This is a genomic window from Gordonia sp. VNK1 (assembly GCF_040049135.1).
Classification (GTDB): Bacteria; Actinomycetota; Actinomycetes; order Mycobacteriales; family Mycobacteriaceae; genus Gordonia; species Gordonia oleivorans.
This window is the reverse complement of sequence record NZ_JBDZDJ010000017.1, coordinates 60,966-77,035: the sequence shown is the minus strand read 5'-3', so window position 1 is coordinate 77,035 and position 16,070 is coordinate 60,966. Positions and strand designations below refer to the sequence as shown.

The 16,070-nt window shown below is 66.0% G+C and carries 10 protein-coding genes and 1 pseudogene; 3 read left to right on the top strand and 8 right to left on the bottom strand.

Annotation, left to right across the window (positions count from 1 at the left end):
- Positions 1-10 precede the first annotated feature (10 nt).
- The 4 genes from ABLE94_RS19110 to ABLE94_RS19095 form a co-directional block, all read right to left on the bottom strand.
- Positions 11-991, bottom strand: coding sequence for a hypothetical protein (locus ABLE94_RS19110; RefSeq protein WP_348809532.1), 981 nt, complete (start codon positions 989-991; stop codon positions 11-13).
- Positions 992-1,098: 107 nt separating this feature from the next.
- Positions 1,099-3,204 carry a heavy metal translocating P-type ATPase gene (locus tag ABLE94_RS19105; RefSeq protein WP_425476246.1) on the bottom strand — a complete coding sequence of 702 codons (2,106 nt, stop codon included), beginning with the start codon at positions 3,202-3,204 and terminating at the stop codon, positions 1,099-1,101.
- A gap of 93 nt (positions 3,205-3,297) precedes the next feature.
- Positions 3,298-4,059 carry an ABC transporter permease gene (locus ABLE94_RS19100; RefSeq protein ID WP_348802919.1) on the bottom strand — a complete coding sequence of 254 codons (762 nt, stop codon included), beginning with the start codon at positions 4,057-4,059 and terminating at the stop codon, positions 3,298-3,300.
- Entirely contained in the window at positions 4,056-5,069 is a 1,014-nt protein-coding gene (locus tag ABLE94_RS19095) for an ATP-binding cassette domain-containing protein (RefSeq protein ID WP_348809531.1), read from the bottom strand. Before ABLE94_RS19095 ends, ABLE94_RS19100 begins: the two co-directional genes overlap by 4 nt.
- Positions 5,070-5,251: 182 nt before the next feature.
- On the opposite strand from ABLE94_RS19095, the gene ABLE94_RS19090 reads away from it, so the two are divergent.
- Positions 5,252-6,268, top strand: a complete 1,017-nt coding sequence (locus tag ABLE94_RS19090; RefSeq protein WP_348809530.1) for a beta-ketoacyl-ACP synthase III — start codon at positions 5,252-5,254, stop codon at positions 6,266-6,268.
- 66 nt (positions 6,269-6,334) lie between these two features.
- A complete protein-coding gene (locus tag ABLE94_RS19085; RefSeq protein ID WP_348809529.1) occupies positions 6,335-7,945 on the top strand; it encodes a peptide chain release factor 3 in 1,611 nt (536 codons plus the stop codon).
- Between the two features lie 328 nt (positions 7,946-8,273).
- Here the strand turns inward: ABLE94_RS19085 and ABLE94_RS19080 are convergent, their stop codons facing one another.
- Together ABLE94_RS19080 and ABLE94_RS19075 are read right to left on the bottom strand one after the other, a co-directional pair.
- Complete coding sequence (locus ABLE94_RS19080; RefSeq protein ID WP_348809528.1) at positions 8,274-9,914, bottom strand: HNH endonuclease signature motif containing protein; 1,641 nt, start codon at positions 9,912-9,914, stop codon at positions 8,274-8,276.
- An 803-nt stretch (positions 9,915-10,717) separates the two neighbouring features.
- Positions 10,718-11,724: pseudogene (locus ABLE94_RS19075) on the bottom strand (enoyl-CoA hydratase/isomerase family protein).
- A gap of 179 nt (positions 11,725-11,903) precedes the next feature.
- On the opposite strand from ABLE94_RS19075, the gene ABLE94_RS19070 reads away from it, so the two are divergent.
- A complete protein-coding gene (locus tag ABLE94_RS19070; protein WP_348809527.1) occupies positions 11,904-13,466 on the top strand; it encodes an ABC-F family ATP-binding cassette domain-containing protein in 1,563 nt (520 codons plus the stop codon).
- A gap of 6 nt (positions 13,467-13,472) precedes the next feature.
- On the opposite strand, the gene ABLE94_RS19065 is transcribed toward ABLE94_RS19070, so the two are convergent.
- Together ABLE94_RS19065 and ABLE94_RS19060 are read right to left on the bottom strand one after the other, a co-directional pair.
- Complete coding sequence (locus ABLE94_RS19065) at positions 13,473-13,691, bottom strand: YbdD/YjiX family protein (protein ID WP_348802927.1); 219 nt, start codon at positions 13,689-13,691, stop codon at positions 13,473-13,475.
- Positions 13,688-15,979 (bottom strand): carbon starvation CstA family protein, encoded by a 2,292-nt coding sequence (locus tag ABLE94_RS19060; protein WP_425476245.1) that lies wholly within the window; start codon positions 15,977-15,979, stop codon positions 13,688-13,690. Before ABLE94_RS19060 ends, ABLE94_RS19065 begins: the two co-directional genes overlap by 4 nt.
- Between the last annotated feature and the right edge of the window lie 91 nt (positions 15,980-16,070).

The window sequence follows — 16,070 nt, the reverse complement described above, 5'->3', positions numbered from 1 at the left end:
CGGCGAAGGGTCACCGCGGGATCAGCCCGAGGTGACGCAGCCGCTCCTCGAGCATGGGGATGACGGCATTTCGCTCCAGATCCGCCCAGATCCAGCGCGCCACCATCGGTCCGGTACCGCGGATCTCGTCCTCGCGACGCTTCTCCCGCATCACCGCGTCGGCGATGGATTCGCCTGCACGGCGAAATCTCCCGTACTTGCTCAGCCCGTCGAACTCACCGACGAGGAGCCAATCCCAGTCGAAGTCGGTGTAGTAGGTGCGGCCCGAGGGCACCACGATCTTGTGTTGCAGTCGCGGAACGGTGAATCCGGCGACGATGATCTCGGCGCGGCTCCACGATTCCCCGACGCTGCCCGACAACGGGTTCGCCGACAGGAGCGCCTGCTCCGCCATCACACCGTTGCGGCGACGTCGGGTCACGATCATCTCGTGCATCAGCGCGCGGTCGGCATCGCACCGGAGTGCGTGGTCGAAAACCGTCAGCGCCTGGGCGAAGGTGCCCGAGGTGGCGACGTCGACCGCCGTACGTTCGAGTGAGGTGACCGCGACGCCGTCGATCGTCACGATCTCCGTGGGCTCGATCGGTGCCACGTGCACGTGCCGATGGGTGCCGATCGATCCGCCCGACGACGCGCCTCTCGTGACGTGGACGCGTTCCAGATCGGGTTTCAGCAGAGGTAGGCCGTGCATTGTCGCCGCAGATGAGTGGCTGAGCGGGAGTGCGGGTCCGGTAGCCAGCTTCGACGTGGCCACCGCAATCGACCTGAGCCGGTGCAATTTCTGCGCACCGTCATGTCCGTCGAACTCGGCGCTCGGTTCCACGTCGACGCCGGGGATGAGTGTGATGAGTTGGCCGTCTCTGACGTCGTTGGCGCGACGGGCGTCGGTGATGCCCTGCCGAAGCGCCGCGTCACGGCGAATCAGACCGTATCGATCATGGGGATATGTGGTCACGGGAGTTGGACGCAACGCGATGGTGTTCGGTTCCATCGGATTCCGTGCCGTTCTTCCGCGCGGCCGTGCATTCCCGCGCACTCGTCTGCTCCCCGCGCAACGATATGAGTGCGCGGGAAGAGATCGGATACGCGGGAGCGAGGTCAGCGCCGCACGCTGTTCTCCGGCGACAGATCCACCCGCCGCAGCAACTGCGCGTTGAGTGCGACGACGACCGTCGACACCGACATCAGGATGGCGCCGACGCTCATCGGCAGCAGGAAGCCGATGGGGGCGAGAACACCGGCGGCCAACGGCACCGCGATGAGGTTGTATCCGGCTGCCCACCACAGGTTCTGCTTCATCTTGCGGTAGGTGGCGCGGGACAGTTCGATGACCGACAGCACCGACCGCGGGTCCGACGAGGCGAGGATGACCCCGGCCGAGCCGATGGCGACGTCGGTACCCGCGCCGATCGCGAGGCCCACGTCCGCCTGCGCCAGCGCGGGCGCATCGTTGACGCCGTCGCCGACCATGGCGACCCGGCGGCCCTCGTGCTGGAGTTCGGCGACGGTGTGCGCCTTGTCTTCTGGTCGCACCCCGGCGTAGACGCGGTCGATGCCGAGGTCCGATGCGACCGTCTCGGCGACGGCCGTCGCATCGCCGGTGACCATCACGACGTCGACGCCGCGGCGCCTCAGCGCGTCGACGGTCTGGCGGGACTCCGGGCGGATCTCGTCGGCCAGCGCTACGGCGCCGATCACCTCATCGTCGGCGAGGACGTGCAGGATGATCGCTCCCTCCTCGCGCCAACTCTGGGCGATGGGCAGCTCGTTGGCGCCCGCATCGTCGAGGAGTGCCGGACCGCCCACGCGGATCGTGCGGCCGTCCACCGTGGCGCCGACCCCGACCGCCGGCGACGAGGAGAAGTCCGACGCCGCCGGAACGTCGAGACCGCGGTTGGCGGCGGCCCGGGTGATGGCCCGGGCCAACGGGTGCTCACTGTCGGTCTCGGCGGCCGCGGCCAGGGCGAGTACCTCGTCGCTTTCGTGTCCGGATGTTGGTTCGATGCCGGTGACCTGCGGTTCCCCCCGCGTCAGGGTGCCGGTCTTGTCGAAGAGGACGGTGTCGACGGTGCGCATCGACTCCAGCGCCAGGCGGTCCTTGATGAGCACTCCCCCGCGTGCGGCGCGCTCCGTGGCGATGGAGACGACCAGCGGGATGGCCAGACCCAGGGCATGCGGGCAGGCGATGACGAGCACGGTGATGGCCCGCACGATCGCCGAATCGGGCATGCCGATGGCGGTCCAGACGATGGCGGTGAGCACGGCGGCGCCGAGGGCGTACCAGAAGAGCCACCGGGCGGCGATGTCGGCGAGGCGTTGGGCCCGCGACGTCGAGTTCTGGGCGTCGGAGACGAGTTTCTGAATCCCGGCGAGAGCGGTGTCGTCGCCGACCGCGTCGACCTCGACACGCAGCCCGGAATCGGTGGCGACGGTCCCGGCGACGACGTGATCGCCGACGCCCCTTCGGACCGTTGCCGATTCGCCGGTGACCATGGATTCGTCGACGGAAGCCGAGCCGTCGACGATGGTGCCGTCGGCGGGGATGGACGCGCCGGGGCGGACCACCACGACGTTGCCGACGCGCAGGTCGCTCGGCGCGACGGTGACGATGTCGTCGCCGTCGACGCGTTCGGCCGTATCGGGCAGTAACGCCGACAGCGAATCCAGCGCGGACGTCGTCTGCGCGAGCGAACGCATCTCGATCCAGTGCCCGAGGAGCATGATCACGACGAGAAGTGCCAGCTCCCACCAGAAGTCGAGCTCGTGGTCGAGCAGGTGCAGCGTCGAACCCCACGACGACAGGAACGCGACGGTGATGGCAAGTGCGATCAGGAGCATCATTCCCGGTGCGCGGAAACGTATTTCACTGACCGCTCCGGTCAGGAACGGTCGACCACCCCAGAGATAGATGACGGTACCGAGGATCGGCGACACCCAGCGCAGCCACGCGGCGTCGGGCAGCGTGTAGCCGAGGAGGTCGGCGAACATCGGACTCAGTGCCACGGTGGGGATCGCCAGGACCAGGGTGATCCAGAACATTCGCCGGAATTGGGCGACGTGGTCGTGGTGGCCACTGTGTCCCATGCTCGCGTGGTCCATGCCGCTGTGGTCCATGCCGCTGTGGTCCATGCCGCCGTGGTCCGAGCCGCTGTGGCCCATCGAGCCATGGCCCATGGACTCGTGATTCACGGACCCGTCATTCATGACGTCATGTGCCGCCCGGGAGCGGTCGTGTTGCGGGGTGGACATACCATCCACATATACCCCTAGAGGGTATATGTGGCAACCGTCTCCGCCTCAGGCATTCTCCTTCCGGAAAACCGATGTGCCCCACCAGGTTCCCAGGGTGGCCAGCACGACCGCGGCCAGCACCGACCACAGCACGGCCATCGTGGCGATGTCCCCGCCGAAGCTGTCGCGGACACCGTCGACGATCCAGCGGAACGGCATGAAGTCACTGAGACTCTGCAACCACTGCGGCCCCAGGGTCATCGGCAGCAGGATGCCCGACAGCAGCAGCACCGGCATCATCACCATGTTGATGACCGGGGCCATCACGTCCTCACTCTTGGTGGTGAGGGCCAGCGCATTGGACGCCGCGGCGCACGCGCCACCGATCAGCAGGGTGATGACGATGCCGACGGTCACGCCGAGCACCGATCCGCGCATCCCCATGATCCAGCCCAACAGCACCAGGATCAGCGCCTGGACGAACAACTGCAGGACATCACGCATGAGCCGCCCGGTGAGCAGCGCGGTGCGACTGGCCGGCGTCACCCGTTCGGCCTCGATGACGCCTTCGCGCCACTCCCCGATCAGGCTGAAGCCGGCGAACAACGCGCCGAACAGGCCGAGCTGGACGAGGAGCCCCGGCACCAGGAAGGTGTACGGGTTGTCCGCGCCGCCGGGGAACTGTGCGACCAGGGGTTTCAGCAGCGGCCCGAACAGCACCAGGTAGAGGATCGGTTGCAGCACACCGATGAGCACCCAGGCGGGATTGCGCAGGTTCATCCGGATCTGGCGGCGGAAGACGATGTGGGATTCGCGCAGAAAGGTCATCGCAGGGCTCCTTCGTTCTCGAGCTCGGTGGCGGCGGGGTTGTCGGTGGCGGCCTCCGCGTCGCGCAGGGAACGGCCGGTCATGGTGAGGAAGACGTCGTCGAGGGTCGGCCGGATGATCTCGATCGACTCCAGGTCGATGGATTGCGTCGTCAGGTCGCGCATCAGGCCGGGCATCTCGCGTCCGGCGCGCAGCACCCGACCGCGGACGTGACAGCCGTCGGTCTCCACCGGCCCGGCGATGGTGGCGAGCCGGGCGGCGGCCGCGGTCACGTCGCCGGCGTGGGCGACCTGCAGGTCGACGAGGTCACCGGACACCCTGGCCTTGAGGTTGTCGGCGGTGTCGGCGGCGACGATCGTGCCGTTGTCGATGATCAGGATGCGGTCGGAGAGTTCGTCGGCCTCGTCGAGGTAGTGGGTGGTGAGGAACACCGTGGCACCACGGTCGGCGCGCAATGCGCGGATGTGCTCCCACAGATTGGCCCGCGCCTGCGGATCGAGGCCGGTGGTCGGCTCGTCCAGGAACACCAGGCTCGGGTCATGGACGAGCCCCATGGCGATGTCGAGCCGGCGTTTCTGCCCGCCGGACATGTTCTTGGGCATGCGATCCCACAGGCCGTCGAGCTGCAATCGCTCGAACAGTGCCTTGCCCCGATTCGTGGCGTCGGCACGCGAGAGCCCGTAGAGCATGCCGTGGTCGACGACCTCGTCGCCGGCCTGCGCCTGACTGAACGTCCCGCCGGCCTGGGAGACGTAGCCGATGCTGCGTCGCACCATGACCGGATCGTCGACGATGTCGTAACCGTTGACGGTGGCGGTGCCGACGGTCGGACGCAGCAGCGTGGTGAGCATGCGCAGGGTGGTGGTCTTGCCCGCGCCGTTCGGGCCGAGGAAGCCGACGACCTCGCCTTCGGCGATGTCGAGATCCACTCCATCGACGGCTCTGACCTCGCGTTTGTTCTTCCCTCGTCCGGTCTGGAAGGTCTGCACCAGACCTCGTGCGTGGATCATGGGTCTCCTCGTCTCGCTGGGTGGATGGCGGTCGCGATGGTGTTCTGACCACTGTGCGACCCAGCATTCATCGGATTGCGGACAATGAGTGTCCGCGTACACCGTCTGCTCACGCCTACTTCCAAGTAGTGGGGGTTGTGTGAGACGGTCTATGGCGGATCGCATAGCGGAAGGAACTCACGATGACCGTGATCGCAGAAACCACCGGCGTGAACAACATCGGCATGCTCGGGATCGGCGCCTACCGCCCCGAACGCGTCGTGACCAATGACGAGATCTGCGAGAACATCGATTCCTCCGACGAGTGGATCTACACCCGCACCGGCATCAAGACGCGACGCTTCGCGCGGCGCGACGAGACCGTCGTCGACATGGCCGTCGACGCCGGGCGTAAGGCGATCGCGAACGCCCTGCTGTCCGGCTCCGACATCGACGCGGTCATCCTCGCCACCAACACGCACCTGCTGCTGACCCCGGCGGGCGCGGTCAAGGTGGCCACCGAACTCGGCGCCAACGGTGTCCCGGCCTTCGACGTCACGGTCGGCTGCGCCGGATTCGGGTATGCGATGGCCATCGCGACCGACATGGTGCGCGGCGGCAGCGCCACCCACGTTCTCGTCATCGGCGCCGAGCAGTTGTCGGTGGCCATGGACATGACCGACCGCACCAACTGCTTCATCTTCGGTGACGGCGCCGGTGCCGTGGTCGTCGGACCGACCGAGGACCAGCAACTCGGTCCGGTCATCTGGGGTAGCGACGGCACCCAGTACACCGCGATCGCCCAGGACATCGACTGGGTCACCTTCCTCGACAGCGACCGCGTGCAGCGCCCCTACCTGCGTATGGAGGGCACCGCGGTGTTCCGGTGGGCGGCGTTCGAAATGGGCAAGGTCGCCCAACGTGCCCTCGAGGCGGCCAAGATCGGCGCGGAGAACCTCGACGTGTTCGTCCCGCATCAGGCCAATTCTCGGATCAACGACCTGCTCGCCAAGAACCTGCACCTGCCCGAGGGCACTGTCGTCGCCAACGACATCGAGCACACCGGCAACACGTCGGCGGCGTCGATCCCGCTCGCCATGGAGGATCTGCTGTCCACCGGCAAGGCCAAGCCCGGCGATACCGCGCTGTTGCTGGGCTACGGCGCCGGTCTCAGCTACGCCGCCCAGGTGGTCAAGTTGCCGCCGGTGCCGTTCGAGTGATGCCGCATCCGACGCCTCGCGTCTGACGTTTTGGTGGGCTCCGACCTCGCCCGATAGCCTCGTCAGGTGAGTTCTGATGTTGCCACCGAGGTGAAGCGTCGCCGTACCTTCGCGATCATCTCCCATCCCGACGCCGGTAAGTCGACGATGACCGAGGCCCTGGCGTTGCACGCCCGCATGATCAGCGAGGCGGGCGCCATCCACGGCAAGGCTGGACGCAAGTCCACCGTCTCGGACTGGATGGAGATGGAGAAGGCTCGCGGCATCTCGGTGTCGTCGACGGCATTGCAGTTCAACTACTCCCCTCGAGGTGCCGGCGCCGACGACGAGCCCGCCGTCATCAATCTCGTCGACACCCCCGGTCACGCGGATTTCTCCGAGGACACCTACCGCGTGCTCACCGCGGTCGACGCCGCGGTGATGTTGATCGACGCCGCCAAGGGACTCGAACCGCAGACGCTCAAGCTGTTCCAGGTGTGTCGCCATCGCGGCATCCCGGTGATCACCGTGATCAACAAGTGGGACCGGCCGGGCCAGGCACCGTTGGAACTCATCGACGAGATCAACGAACGGATCGGCCTGCTGCCGACCCCGCTGTATGTTCCGGTCGGCATCGCCGGTGACTTCCGTGGTCTGCTGGATCGGCGCACCGGTCGTTACATCCATTTCACCCGTACCGCGGGCGGCGCGACGATCGCCCCCGAGGAGATCCTGGATGCCGACGCCGCGTCGGCCCGCGAGGGCGACGCATGGAACGACGCTCTCGAGGAGAGCGACCTGCTCTCGGAGATGGGGCAGGATCACGACCAGGAACTGTTCCTCGGCGGACAGACGTCGCCGATGATCTTCGCCTCGGCGATGCTGAATTTCGGTGTGCGACAACTGTTGGAGACGTTGGTCGAGTTGGCCCCGGCGCCGGGATCGCGCACCGGCATCGACGGTACCGTCCGTGAGCCCACCGATCCGTTCAGCGCCGTCGTGTTCAAGGTGCAGGCCGGAATGGATGCCAGCCACCGAGATCGGTTGGCGTTCATGCGGATCGTGTCGGGCGAGTTCGAACGCGGCATGGTCGTCACACATGCGCAGACCGGAAAGCCGTTCGCCACCAAGTACGCCCAGGCCGTCTTCGGTCGTGATCGCTCGACCGTCGACACCGCCTATCCCGGCGACGTCGTGGGTCTGGTCAACGCGACCGCCCTGGCCCCTGGCGACACTCTCTACGACGATCCGAAGATCCAGTTCCCGCCGATTCCTTCCTTTGCGCCGGAACACTTCTCGTCACTGCGTGCCACCACCGCCGACAAGTACAAGCAATTCCGCAAAGGCATGGAGCAACTCGACAGCGAGGGCGTGGTCCAGGTACTGCGCAACGACATCCGCGGCGACACGTCCCCGGTGCTTGCGGCCGTCGGACCGATGCAGTTCGAGGTGGTCACCGCACGCATGAAGTCAGAATTCAACGTGGACACGGTGATCGAGCCCCTCGGCTACACCTTGGCCCGTAAGACCGATGCCGAGAGCGCCGATGAACTCAACCGTCAGCGCGGTGTCGAGGTGTTCACCCGCACCAGCGACGGCGTGCTCCTCGCCCTTTTCAGCGACAAGTGGCGGCTGCAGTACATCGAGAAGGAACTCCCCGAGCTGACGCTGGAACCGCTTGTGGCCGCAGCGGATTGACGTAGACCGCAAACCCGGTTCCGCCGGTCGAGGTGCCTGACCGCCCGTGGAGCCGCCCTTACACCCGCCGGTCGAGGCGCCCGTACCGCCGGTCGAGCAGCCCATCCCGCCGGTCGAGCCGCCTCGTGCGAGCTTGCGAGCCCGTGGCGTGTCCGCCGGGCCGAGCTTGTCGAGGTCGAGACCACGCAACAGAAGCTGGAAACCGATTGCAGCGCAACCCAACCCCCGCCGGTCGAGGTGCGAGGAGCCCCCAGGGCGACGAGCCTCGAGACCACGCAACACGACGCTGGAACCCGATCACAGCGGAGCACCACCCGACAGCAGTGACCTACCGCGGATAGGTGGTGATGGTTTCCCCGGACACAGGGTCGCGCCACACGACAGCCCGGTCGGCGAGCATGGTGGGTAGCAGCAACCCCATGTGTTTTCTCTGATGGTCCGGGGTGCACAACGGCATCAGGTTGAATTCCACGGTCCAGCCACCGGTTATCGGATCCTGGTGCACGAATTTCACCAGGTGATCGAACTGGCATTCACTGGCCGGTCGGCCGCAATGCGGGTACCGGCAGGTGCCATCCAACTCGATGATCTTCTCCCGCAACCACGCCGGAATCCGATACGTGAGTGCACCCGAGGGCGGCAGCAGATAGCCGCCGTGTCCGGTGGGGTCGATCGGTGCCGCGGGGAACGGATCGTCGAGGCGACGCCACGCCGCCGGTATCCGTTCCAGTGAGGTGGCGGTGTTGATGCTGGCTATGTCGAGGGTGGGAAACTCGCTGACGGTCACCAGTTGCCCCGCACTGATCAACGATCGGGCGTGGGCGTCGTCGACAACGCCGAAGTACTCCAACCGGGCCTCCCGCTGCCCGGACGGGTCGGTGATCAACGACAGCGACAACTGCGAGTCGGTGTCGGTGTCGGGTTGCGCCTCTTCGGTATCCATTGCCGCACCGTCAGCGTCGTCGTCGGTGATCGTCTCGGGATCGACGGTCACATCGGCGGTGTCCGACTGGGGATCGTCGGTCGTCTCGGGTTCGGTGATCTCATGAGACTCAACATGATCGGCGTCCGCATCGACATCGACAGAAAGATCAGGCGCGTCGTCGTCGACATCGATGTCGAGGTCGGTCAGGCCACTGGGTTCTTCCGGCAGCGGGATCGCCCGCGAGCAGTCGCCTCGCCCGCACTCACAAGACAAGTGTGCGCCGGGTAGTCCTTGGATCTCGGCGAATGCCGCGACCTGCACCTGACCCTGGCGACGCGGATCACGTGGGCAGATCCGTTCGCTGATCATCTTCGCGATCCGCGCGGCGAGGTGTGCTCCCATTTCTCCGGGTGCGTAGACCGAGATGCTGCAGTGCCCGTTAGTGTCTCGACGCACTCGCACGTTCTGGTCGCGTGCGGCGGCTTCCTCGCGTCGGTCTGCGGCGCCGTCGGGATCCAGGGCGATCACCATCTCGACGACCTGATCCCGCAGGGTCTTATCCGCCTGATTGCGTTCGGCCAGTTGCAGTGCGCGGGTTTCGGCGAAGGCGCGCACATCGTCGTCGGATAGGACGGCGATCTCGTTGGCGACGATGCGGATACGTTCCAGCGAGTGGTCACCGTCGAGGAATGCTGCGGTCACGGTCGGGAGCGTTGACAGCAGGAAGCTCAGCGTCATCCACGCGGTGGCTTGCGGCACCGATACACCCAGGGTGGTCGATACCTTGCCGGTGGCGGCTTTGTCGACGGCGCCGGTGGTGTGGACGTTGGTCTGATGGCCCGAGAGCAGCATCTCGTCGTACACGGTGTGCCCGATCCGCGCCGCGGAGAGCACTTTCCGGGCGATCACTTGTCGTTCTTGGCGTTGCAGGGATCGGGCGAGTGCGGTGGCCGCTTCAGTGGGGAGGTGATCGATCATGGCGGCGTCGGCGGCGGTCATCGACAGTTTCGGCGCGGTAGTCGTGCGAATTATGGTGTCGGCCATGATGTTCACCCCCTCTGCTCGGTCGGATCAACTGAACTGAGTCAAGTGTAGCGAGGGGCACCGACAAGTTTTTCCGGCGCGGAATCGGTTGGGGATGAATGACGTCCGCGTCGGCCGAGCTGTGTTCGGGTGGCGGTGGCCCGGTTTCGATGTCGGGTCGCGAAGGTGGTCTCGATACGCGACGAGCTCGCTTCGCTCGCGCGGCGCACTCGACCAGCGGGAGTTACTGAACTGCCTGTTTGCGTGAGGCTTTCACCTTGCGCAAGTGGTCTCGATACGCGACGAGCTCGCTTCGCTCGCGCGGCGCACTCGACCAGCGGGGAAAGGTGTTGCGCTGTCGGGTTGCGGAAGTGGCCTCGATACACCGACACGCAAGCTCGTCGGCACTCGACCAGCGGGTGTTGCGTGCACTCGACCAGCGGGTGTTGCGTGCACTCGGCCAGCGGGGGTTACGTGCACTCGGCCAGCGGGGGTTACGTGCACTCGGCCAGCGGGGGTTACGTGCACTCGGCCAGCGGAGGTGCCCACCGCTGGCCGAGTGGGGCGGAGCTTGCGGAGCCCCGTATCCGTCGGGCCGAGCCTGTCGAGGTCGAGGCCACCCTGGCGAGTGGAAGCTGGTGCATACGTGATGCTTTCGGCATGCGGAAGTGGTCTCGATACGCGACGAGCTCGCTACGCTCGCGCGGCGCACTCGACCAGCGGGGGTTGCGGAGGTGGCCTCGATACACCGACTCGCAAGCTCGTCGGCACTCGGCCAGCGGGGTTACGTGCACTCGACCTGTGGGAACGGCCGGGCGACCAGGTCAGGCTCCGATGATGGCTGCCACCGTGGCGGGGTCCACGTCGTCGATCTCGGCCGGGTCGAAGTTCGGTGAGCGATCTTTGTCGACGAGTACCGCTCGCACTCCCTCACGGAAATCGTTTGTCATGGTGATGTTCTCGGCCGCGTGGAGTTCTCGTTCCAGGCATTCGTCGAGTAGCGAGTCGGCTCCGAGTTCGAGCAGTCGGGCGGTCACCCACAGGCTGGTCGGGGATGCGTTGCCGATCAGATCGAGCATTTCGGCGGCCCACTCGTCGCCGACGGCGCCGCGCAGGCCACCGACGATCGCGGTGACATTCGAATCGGCGAAGTACTCACCGATCGCCTCGACCGGCAGCGGTGGATGATCCTCGTGCTTGGTCGGATCGGGCACCAGTATGTCGCCGAGCGGTGCGCCGGAACGGATTCGGTCGGCCACGGACGCAGATCCGCCGACGGTACGAAGTGGGTCGCCAGCCCGACCGACAGAGCTTGCGATCCGCGCACTCGAGAACCCGTCAGTCCCAACCACATTCCGACGCCGCTGGGAAGTCGCGGGAGAAAGTAGGTGGAGCCGATGTCGGGGAAGAAGCCGATCGCGGTCTCCGGCATGGCGATCATCGCCTTCTCGGTCACCACCCGGATCTCGCCGTGCACACTGATACCGAGGCCACCACCCATCGCCGGGCCGTCGATCAGGGCGATGTGCGGCTTCGGGTACTCGGCGATCAGCTGATTCAGGCGGTACTCCCCCGCGAAGTATCGGGTGATCGCCTCATGGTCTCCGTCGATCGCGAAATCCCGGATGGCGCGGATGTCGCCGCCGGCACAGAACGCTCGTTCACTGGCCGAGGTCAGCAGCACCGTCTCGATCAACTCGTCGTCGGCCCACTCGCGCAAGATCTGATCCATGTCGTCGACCATCGACTGGTCGAGTGCGTTGAGCGCCTTGGGCCGATCGAGAATGACCTCGCCGACACCGTTGGCAACGTGCGTGCGGATGAACGACATGAACTCAACGCTAGCGCGTCCCCTCCCGTAAAAGCCATTGACACCGACCCGCCGTCAGGGGATATGGTCGAGTTCTTGTTGCCCACCCGAGGAGTGATCTCACACCATGAACCACTGAGGCCGGTCATCCATCGCGACGTCACCGATGCTCGCGACCCCACCGCACCTCAGGAGTACCCATGGCTTCCTCCCCTGCGTCGCACCCGTCGACGCCCGGCACACCCACATCGTTGTCCCTCTCGAACCTGACGTTCGCCTGGCCCGACGGCACCGTCGTCTTCGACGGCATCTCACTCACGATCCCGTCGGGTTCGGTGTCGCTGGTCGGCGCCAACGGCGCGGGCAAGACGACCTTGCTCCACCTCATCGCCGGCACTCTCCAGCCCACCCGTGGCAGCGTCAGCGTCCGCGGCGACGTCGGGCTGGTCCCCCAGCACCCGGACGCCGACCCCACCGCCACGATCGCCGATGTCCTGGGCATCACCGCGAAACGCTCGGCACTGTCGCGCATCGAGAACGGGTCGAGCGATCCGCTCGACTTCGAGATCATCGGCGACGACTGGGATATCGAGGAACGCGCCGCCGGCGAACTCGCTTCGCTCGGACTCGTCGCCGATCTCGACCGCACCGTCGGCACCCTGTCCGGTGGCGAGTCGACCATGCTCGCCATCGCCTCGACACTCCTGCGCCGTCCGTCGATCCTGCTTCTCGACGAACCCACCAACAACCTCGACAGGGATTCCCGAACAAGGCTTTTCGATTCGATCGAGCGATTCCCCGGGACGGTCCTGGTGGTCGGTCACGACCTTGAACTACTCGAACGCGTCCAGCACACCCTCGAGCTCTACCACGGAGATCTGCGACTCTTCGGCGGGGGATACTCGGCCTACCGTGAGATCATCGACGCCGAGCAGCAGGCGGCGTCGGCAGCGGTCGCCAACGCCGAGAACGACCTGCGCAAGCAGAAACGGGAGATGGTCGACGCCCAGGTCGCCCTGGATCGTCGGGCGCGCACGGCCGCGAAAGCCGAACGTGAGAAACGGGTTCCGAAGATCGTCGCGCACCTACGACGCGACGCCGCGCAGGTCTCGGCGGGCAAGTTCCGGGGCGAACACCGCGACGACGTGTTGGCCGCGGCCGATCGCCTCGAGTCGACCCGCGCCGATGTCCGCGACGACCGCAGCACCCGGATCGCCATGCCCGCCGTCGACCTGGCCTCACATGCCCAGATCGTCGCCGACGACCGGACGCGAATCGACGGACCGGAGCGGGTGGCCCTCGTCGGAGCCAACGGATCGGGGAAGACCACGCTGATCACCGATCTGATCGAGCGCGGTCACATCATCGTGCCCTATGCGTATGTACCGCAACGCATCACCTTCCCCCACCCGCATTTGAGTATCGCCGAGCATGTCGCCGCCGCCCACCCCGCGGCGACCACCCAGCAGGTCAGAGCCCACCTGGCCCGATTCCTGTTCCGCGGCACCGCGGGTGACCGGGTGCTGGCCGAACTTTCCGGTGGTGAACGTCTTCGCGTGGCGCTGGCCTCGGCGCTGCTGACCGATCCGACGCCCAAGCTCCTGATCCTCGATGAACCGACGAACAACCTCGACATCGACACCACCGAGGAACTGATGTCCGCGCTACGACAGTGGACGGGAGCACTGCTGATCGTCAGTCACGACACCGAGTTCCGGCGGCAGATCCGCATCGACCGCGAGATCACCGTGCCGAGCGCGTGATCCGCTTCAGCAGCACCGTCCCTGCGGGTTCTTCTCGGTGTGATCCCAACGCGCCCGCCAATATTCGCGTTCGGTCATCGGCGGACGGTCATCACCGTCGGCGCGATGCGCCGCGTGATGGTCGAGGTAGCGCTGATAGTCCCGGTCGCCCATCACGCTGCCCACATACCACGCCACCTGACCACCGGCGCGGCGCAGCGACGCGATGACCTGCGCGCCGGTCACGGTGCCGCCTCCGCGGGTGACCGGTGCCCGTGTTTCTGCGCCTGGAGGGCATCCCACTCGTGCTGCACCTCGCGTTCGGGCGCGGTGGTGATCAGGCCGCGTGGACCGAAGATCCGGGACGGCACCGGTTTCTCCTCGGTGGTCGGCAACCCACCGCGCCGCCACGCCTTCACCATCAGGTACACCCCGACGACCACTACGATCAGCACCAGCACGGCGAAGATGATCGACAGCGTCCCCTGGATGAAGGTGTTGCGGATGACCGCATTCATCTCGTCGAGGTTCTTCGCGGTCTTGAAACTCGTCTCCCCGGCATCCTTGGCGTTTACGAAGGCACTGTGCTGCGCCCAGTACCCGATCGACGGATTCGACGAGAAGATCTTCTGCCAGGACGCCGTCATCGTGACGATCACATCCCATACCAGCGGAACACCGGACACCCACGCCCACTTGGACTGTCCCCGTTTGAACAGGATGACGGTGACGACGGTCAACGCGACGGCGGCGAGCAGCTGATTGGCGATGCCGAACAGCGGGAAGAGGGTGTTGATGCCGCCGAGCGGGTCGGTGACACCCATCAGCAGGATCGAACCCCATGCGGCGCAGACGATCACCGTGCATAGCCAGGCGCCTGGCCGCCACGACGGGTCCTTGAATCGCTGAGCGCCGGGGATGTTGCCGATGCCGTCGGAGAGCATGAAGCGCGCCACCCGCGTACCCGCATCCACCGTGGTCAGGATGAACAACGCCTCGAACATGATCGCGAAGTGATACCAGAAGGGCCGCAACGACTCTCCACCGATCGCATCCTGCAAGGTGTCGGCCATCCCCATCGCCAACGTCGGTGCGCCACCGGTCTTCGACACAATCGACGACTCCCCGACCGCCTCTGCGGCCTGCGTGAAGTCCTCGGCCGTCACCGACTGACCATGCACCCCAAGACCGTTGACGTAGTCGGCGGCGCCCTGAGCGGTACCGTCGGTGAGCGCCTTCGGGGCATTCATCCCGAAGTAGATGTGCTGATCGAGGATACATGCGGTGATCAGCGCCATGATCGCCACCGACGACTCGGTGAGCATGCCGCCGTAGCCGATGATCCGCGCCTGTCCCTCCTTGGCCAGGAGTTTCGGGGTGGTCCCCGAGGCGATCAGGGCGTGGAATCCGGAGAGCGCACCACAGGCGATCGTGATGAACAGGAACGGGAACAGCGCACCGGCAAACGCGGGACCCTTGCCGTTCCAGGCGAATTCGCTGACCGCGGGTGCCTGCATCACCGGCTGCACGATGACGATGCCGAGCGCCAGCAGCGCGATGGTGCCGACCTTCATGAAGGTCGAGAGGTAGTCACGTGGCGCGAGCAGCAACCACACCGGCAACACCGCGGCAGCCACGCCGTAGATGATGATCGCCCAGCTCAGAAACACCGGCGACAGACTGAACCAGTCGCTGCCCCAGGATGATTCGCCGACGTAGCGGCCGGCCACGATGGCCGCGAGCAACAACACCACCCCGATGATGGAGACCTCGCTGACCCGACCGGGCCGTAGGTACCGCAGATAGACACCCATGAACAGCGCGATCGGGATGGTCATCGCGATCGAGAAGACACCCCACGGACTTTCGGCCAGGGCGTTGACCACCACCAGCGCCAGCACCGCGATCAGGATGATCATGATGACGAACACGGCCAGGATCGCCGCGATACCGCCGACCGGCCCGAGTTCGTCGCGCGCCATCTGTCCCAGGCTGCGTCCGCGGCGCCGCGTCGAGATCGACAGCACCAGGTAGTCCTGCACGCAGCCGGCGAACACCGCACCGAGGATGATCCAGATCGTGCCGGGCAGGTAACCCATCTGCGCGGCGAGCACCGGCCCGACAAGCGGCCCGGCCCCGGCGATCGCGGCGAAGTGATGACCGAACAGCACCCGCCGGTCGGTCGGCATGTAGTCCTGCGCGTTGTCGAATTCCTCAGCGGGCGTGGCGTGATCATCACGCGGACGCACCACCTTCATCTCGATCATCCGCGCATAGAAGCGGTAGGCGATCACATAGGTGGCGACCGCCGCGACAACGAACCAGACCGCGTTGACGTTCTCCCCACGAATGAAGGCGATCAGAGCCCACGCCACCGCACCCAGCAGTCCGATGATCGCGAAGAGAATCTTCTTCGGCGTCGTCATCGGCGTCCGGTCGATAATCGCGACCGGTGGCAGATCCGGATCGTTCTTTACGAATTCGACGTCCGGGTAGCCGTCCCGACGTTCGGTGATGGGTGATGTCTCGGTCATCGTCATGGCGGTGGCGTGCCTTTCGATTGCTCGACAGGTCCACAAACAGTGGCCTGCGTCACTATACGCGCAGTCCTCGCGGCGGCATACT

What these genes read in the sequence shown, in the direction of transcription:
- ABLE94_RS19100 (WP_348802919.1), bottom strand. Translation starts at nt 4,059, where the DNA reads ATGACCTTTCTGCGCGAATCCCACATCGTCTTCCGCCGCCAGATCCGG.
- ABLE94_RS19080 (WP_348809528.1), bottom strand. Translation starts at nt 9,914, where the DNA reads ATGGCCGACACCATAATTCGCACGACTACCGCGCCGAAACTGTCGATG.
- ABLE94_RS19110 (WP_348809532.1), bottom strand. Translation starts at nt 991, where the DNA reads ATGGAACCGAACACCATCGCGTTGCGTCCAACTCCCGTGACCACATAT.
- ABLE94_RS19060 (WP_425476245.1), bottom strand. Translation starts at nt 15,979, where the DNA reads ATGACCGAGACATCACCCATCACCGAACGTCGGGACGGCTACCCGGAC.
- ABLE94_RS19105 (WP_425476246.1), bottom strand. Translation starts at nt 3,204, where the DNA reads ATGAATGACGGGTCCGTGAATCACGAGTCCATGGGCCATGGCTCGATG.
- ABLE94_RS19070 (WP_348809527.1), top strand. Translation starts at nt 11,904, where the DNA reads ATGGCTTCCTCCCCTGCGTCGCACCCGTCGACGCCCGGCACACCCACA.
- ABLE94_RS19090 (WP_348809530.1), top strand. Translation starts at nt 5,252, where the DNA reads ATGACCGTGATCGCAGAAACCACCGGCGTGAACAACATCGGCATGCTC.
- ABLE94_RS19095 (WP_348809531.1), bottom strand. Translation starts at nt 5,069, where the DNA reads ATGATCCACGCACGAGGTCTGGTGCAGACCTTCCAGACCGGACGAGGG.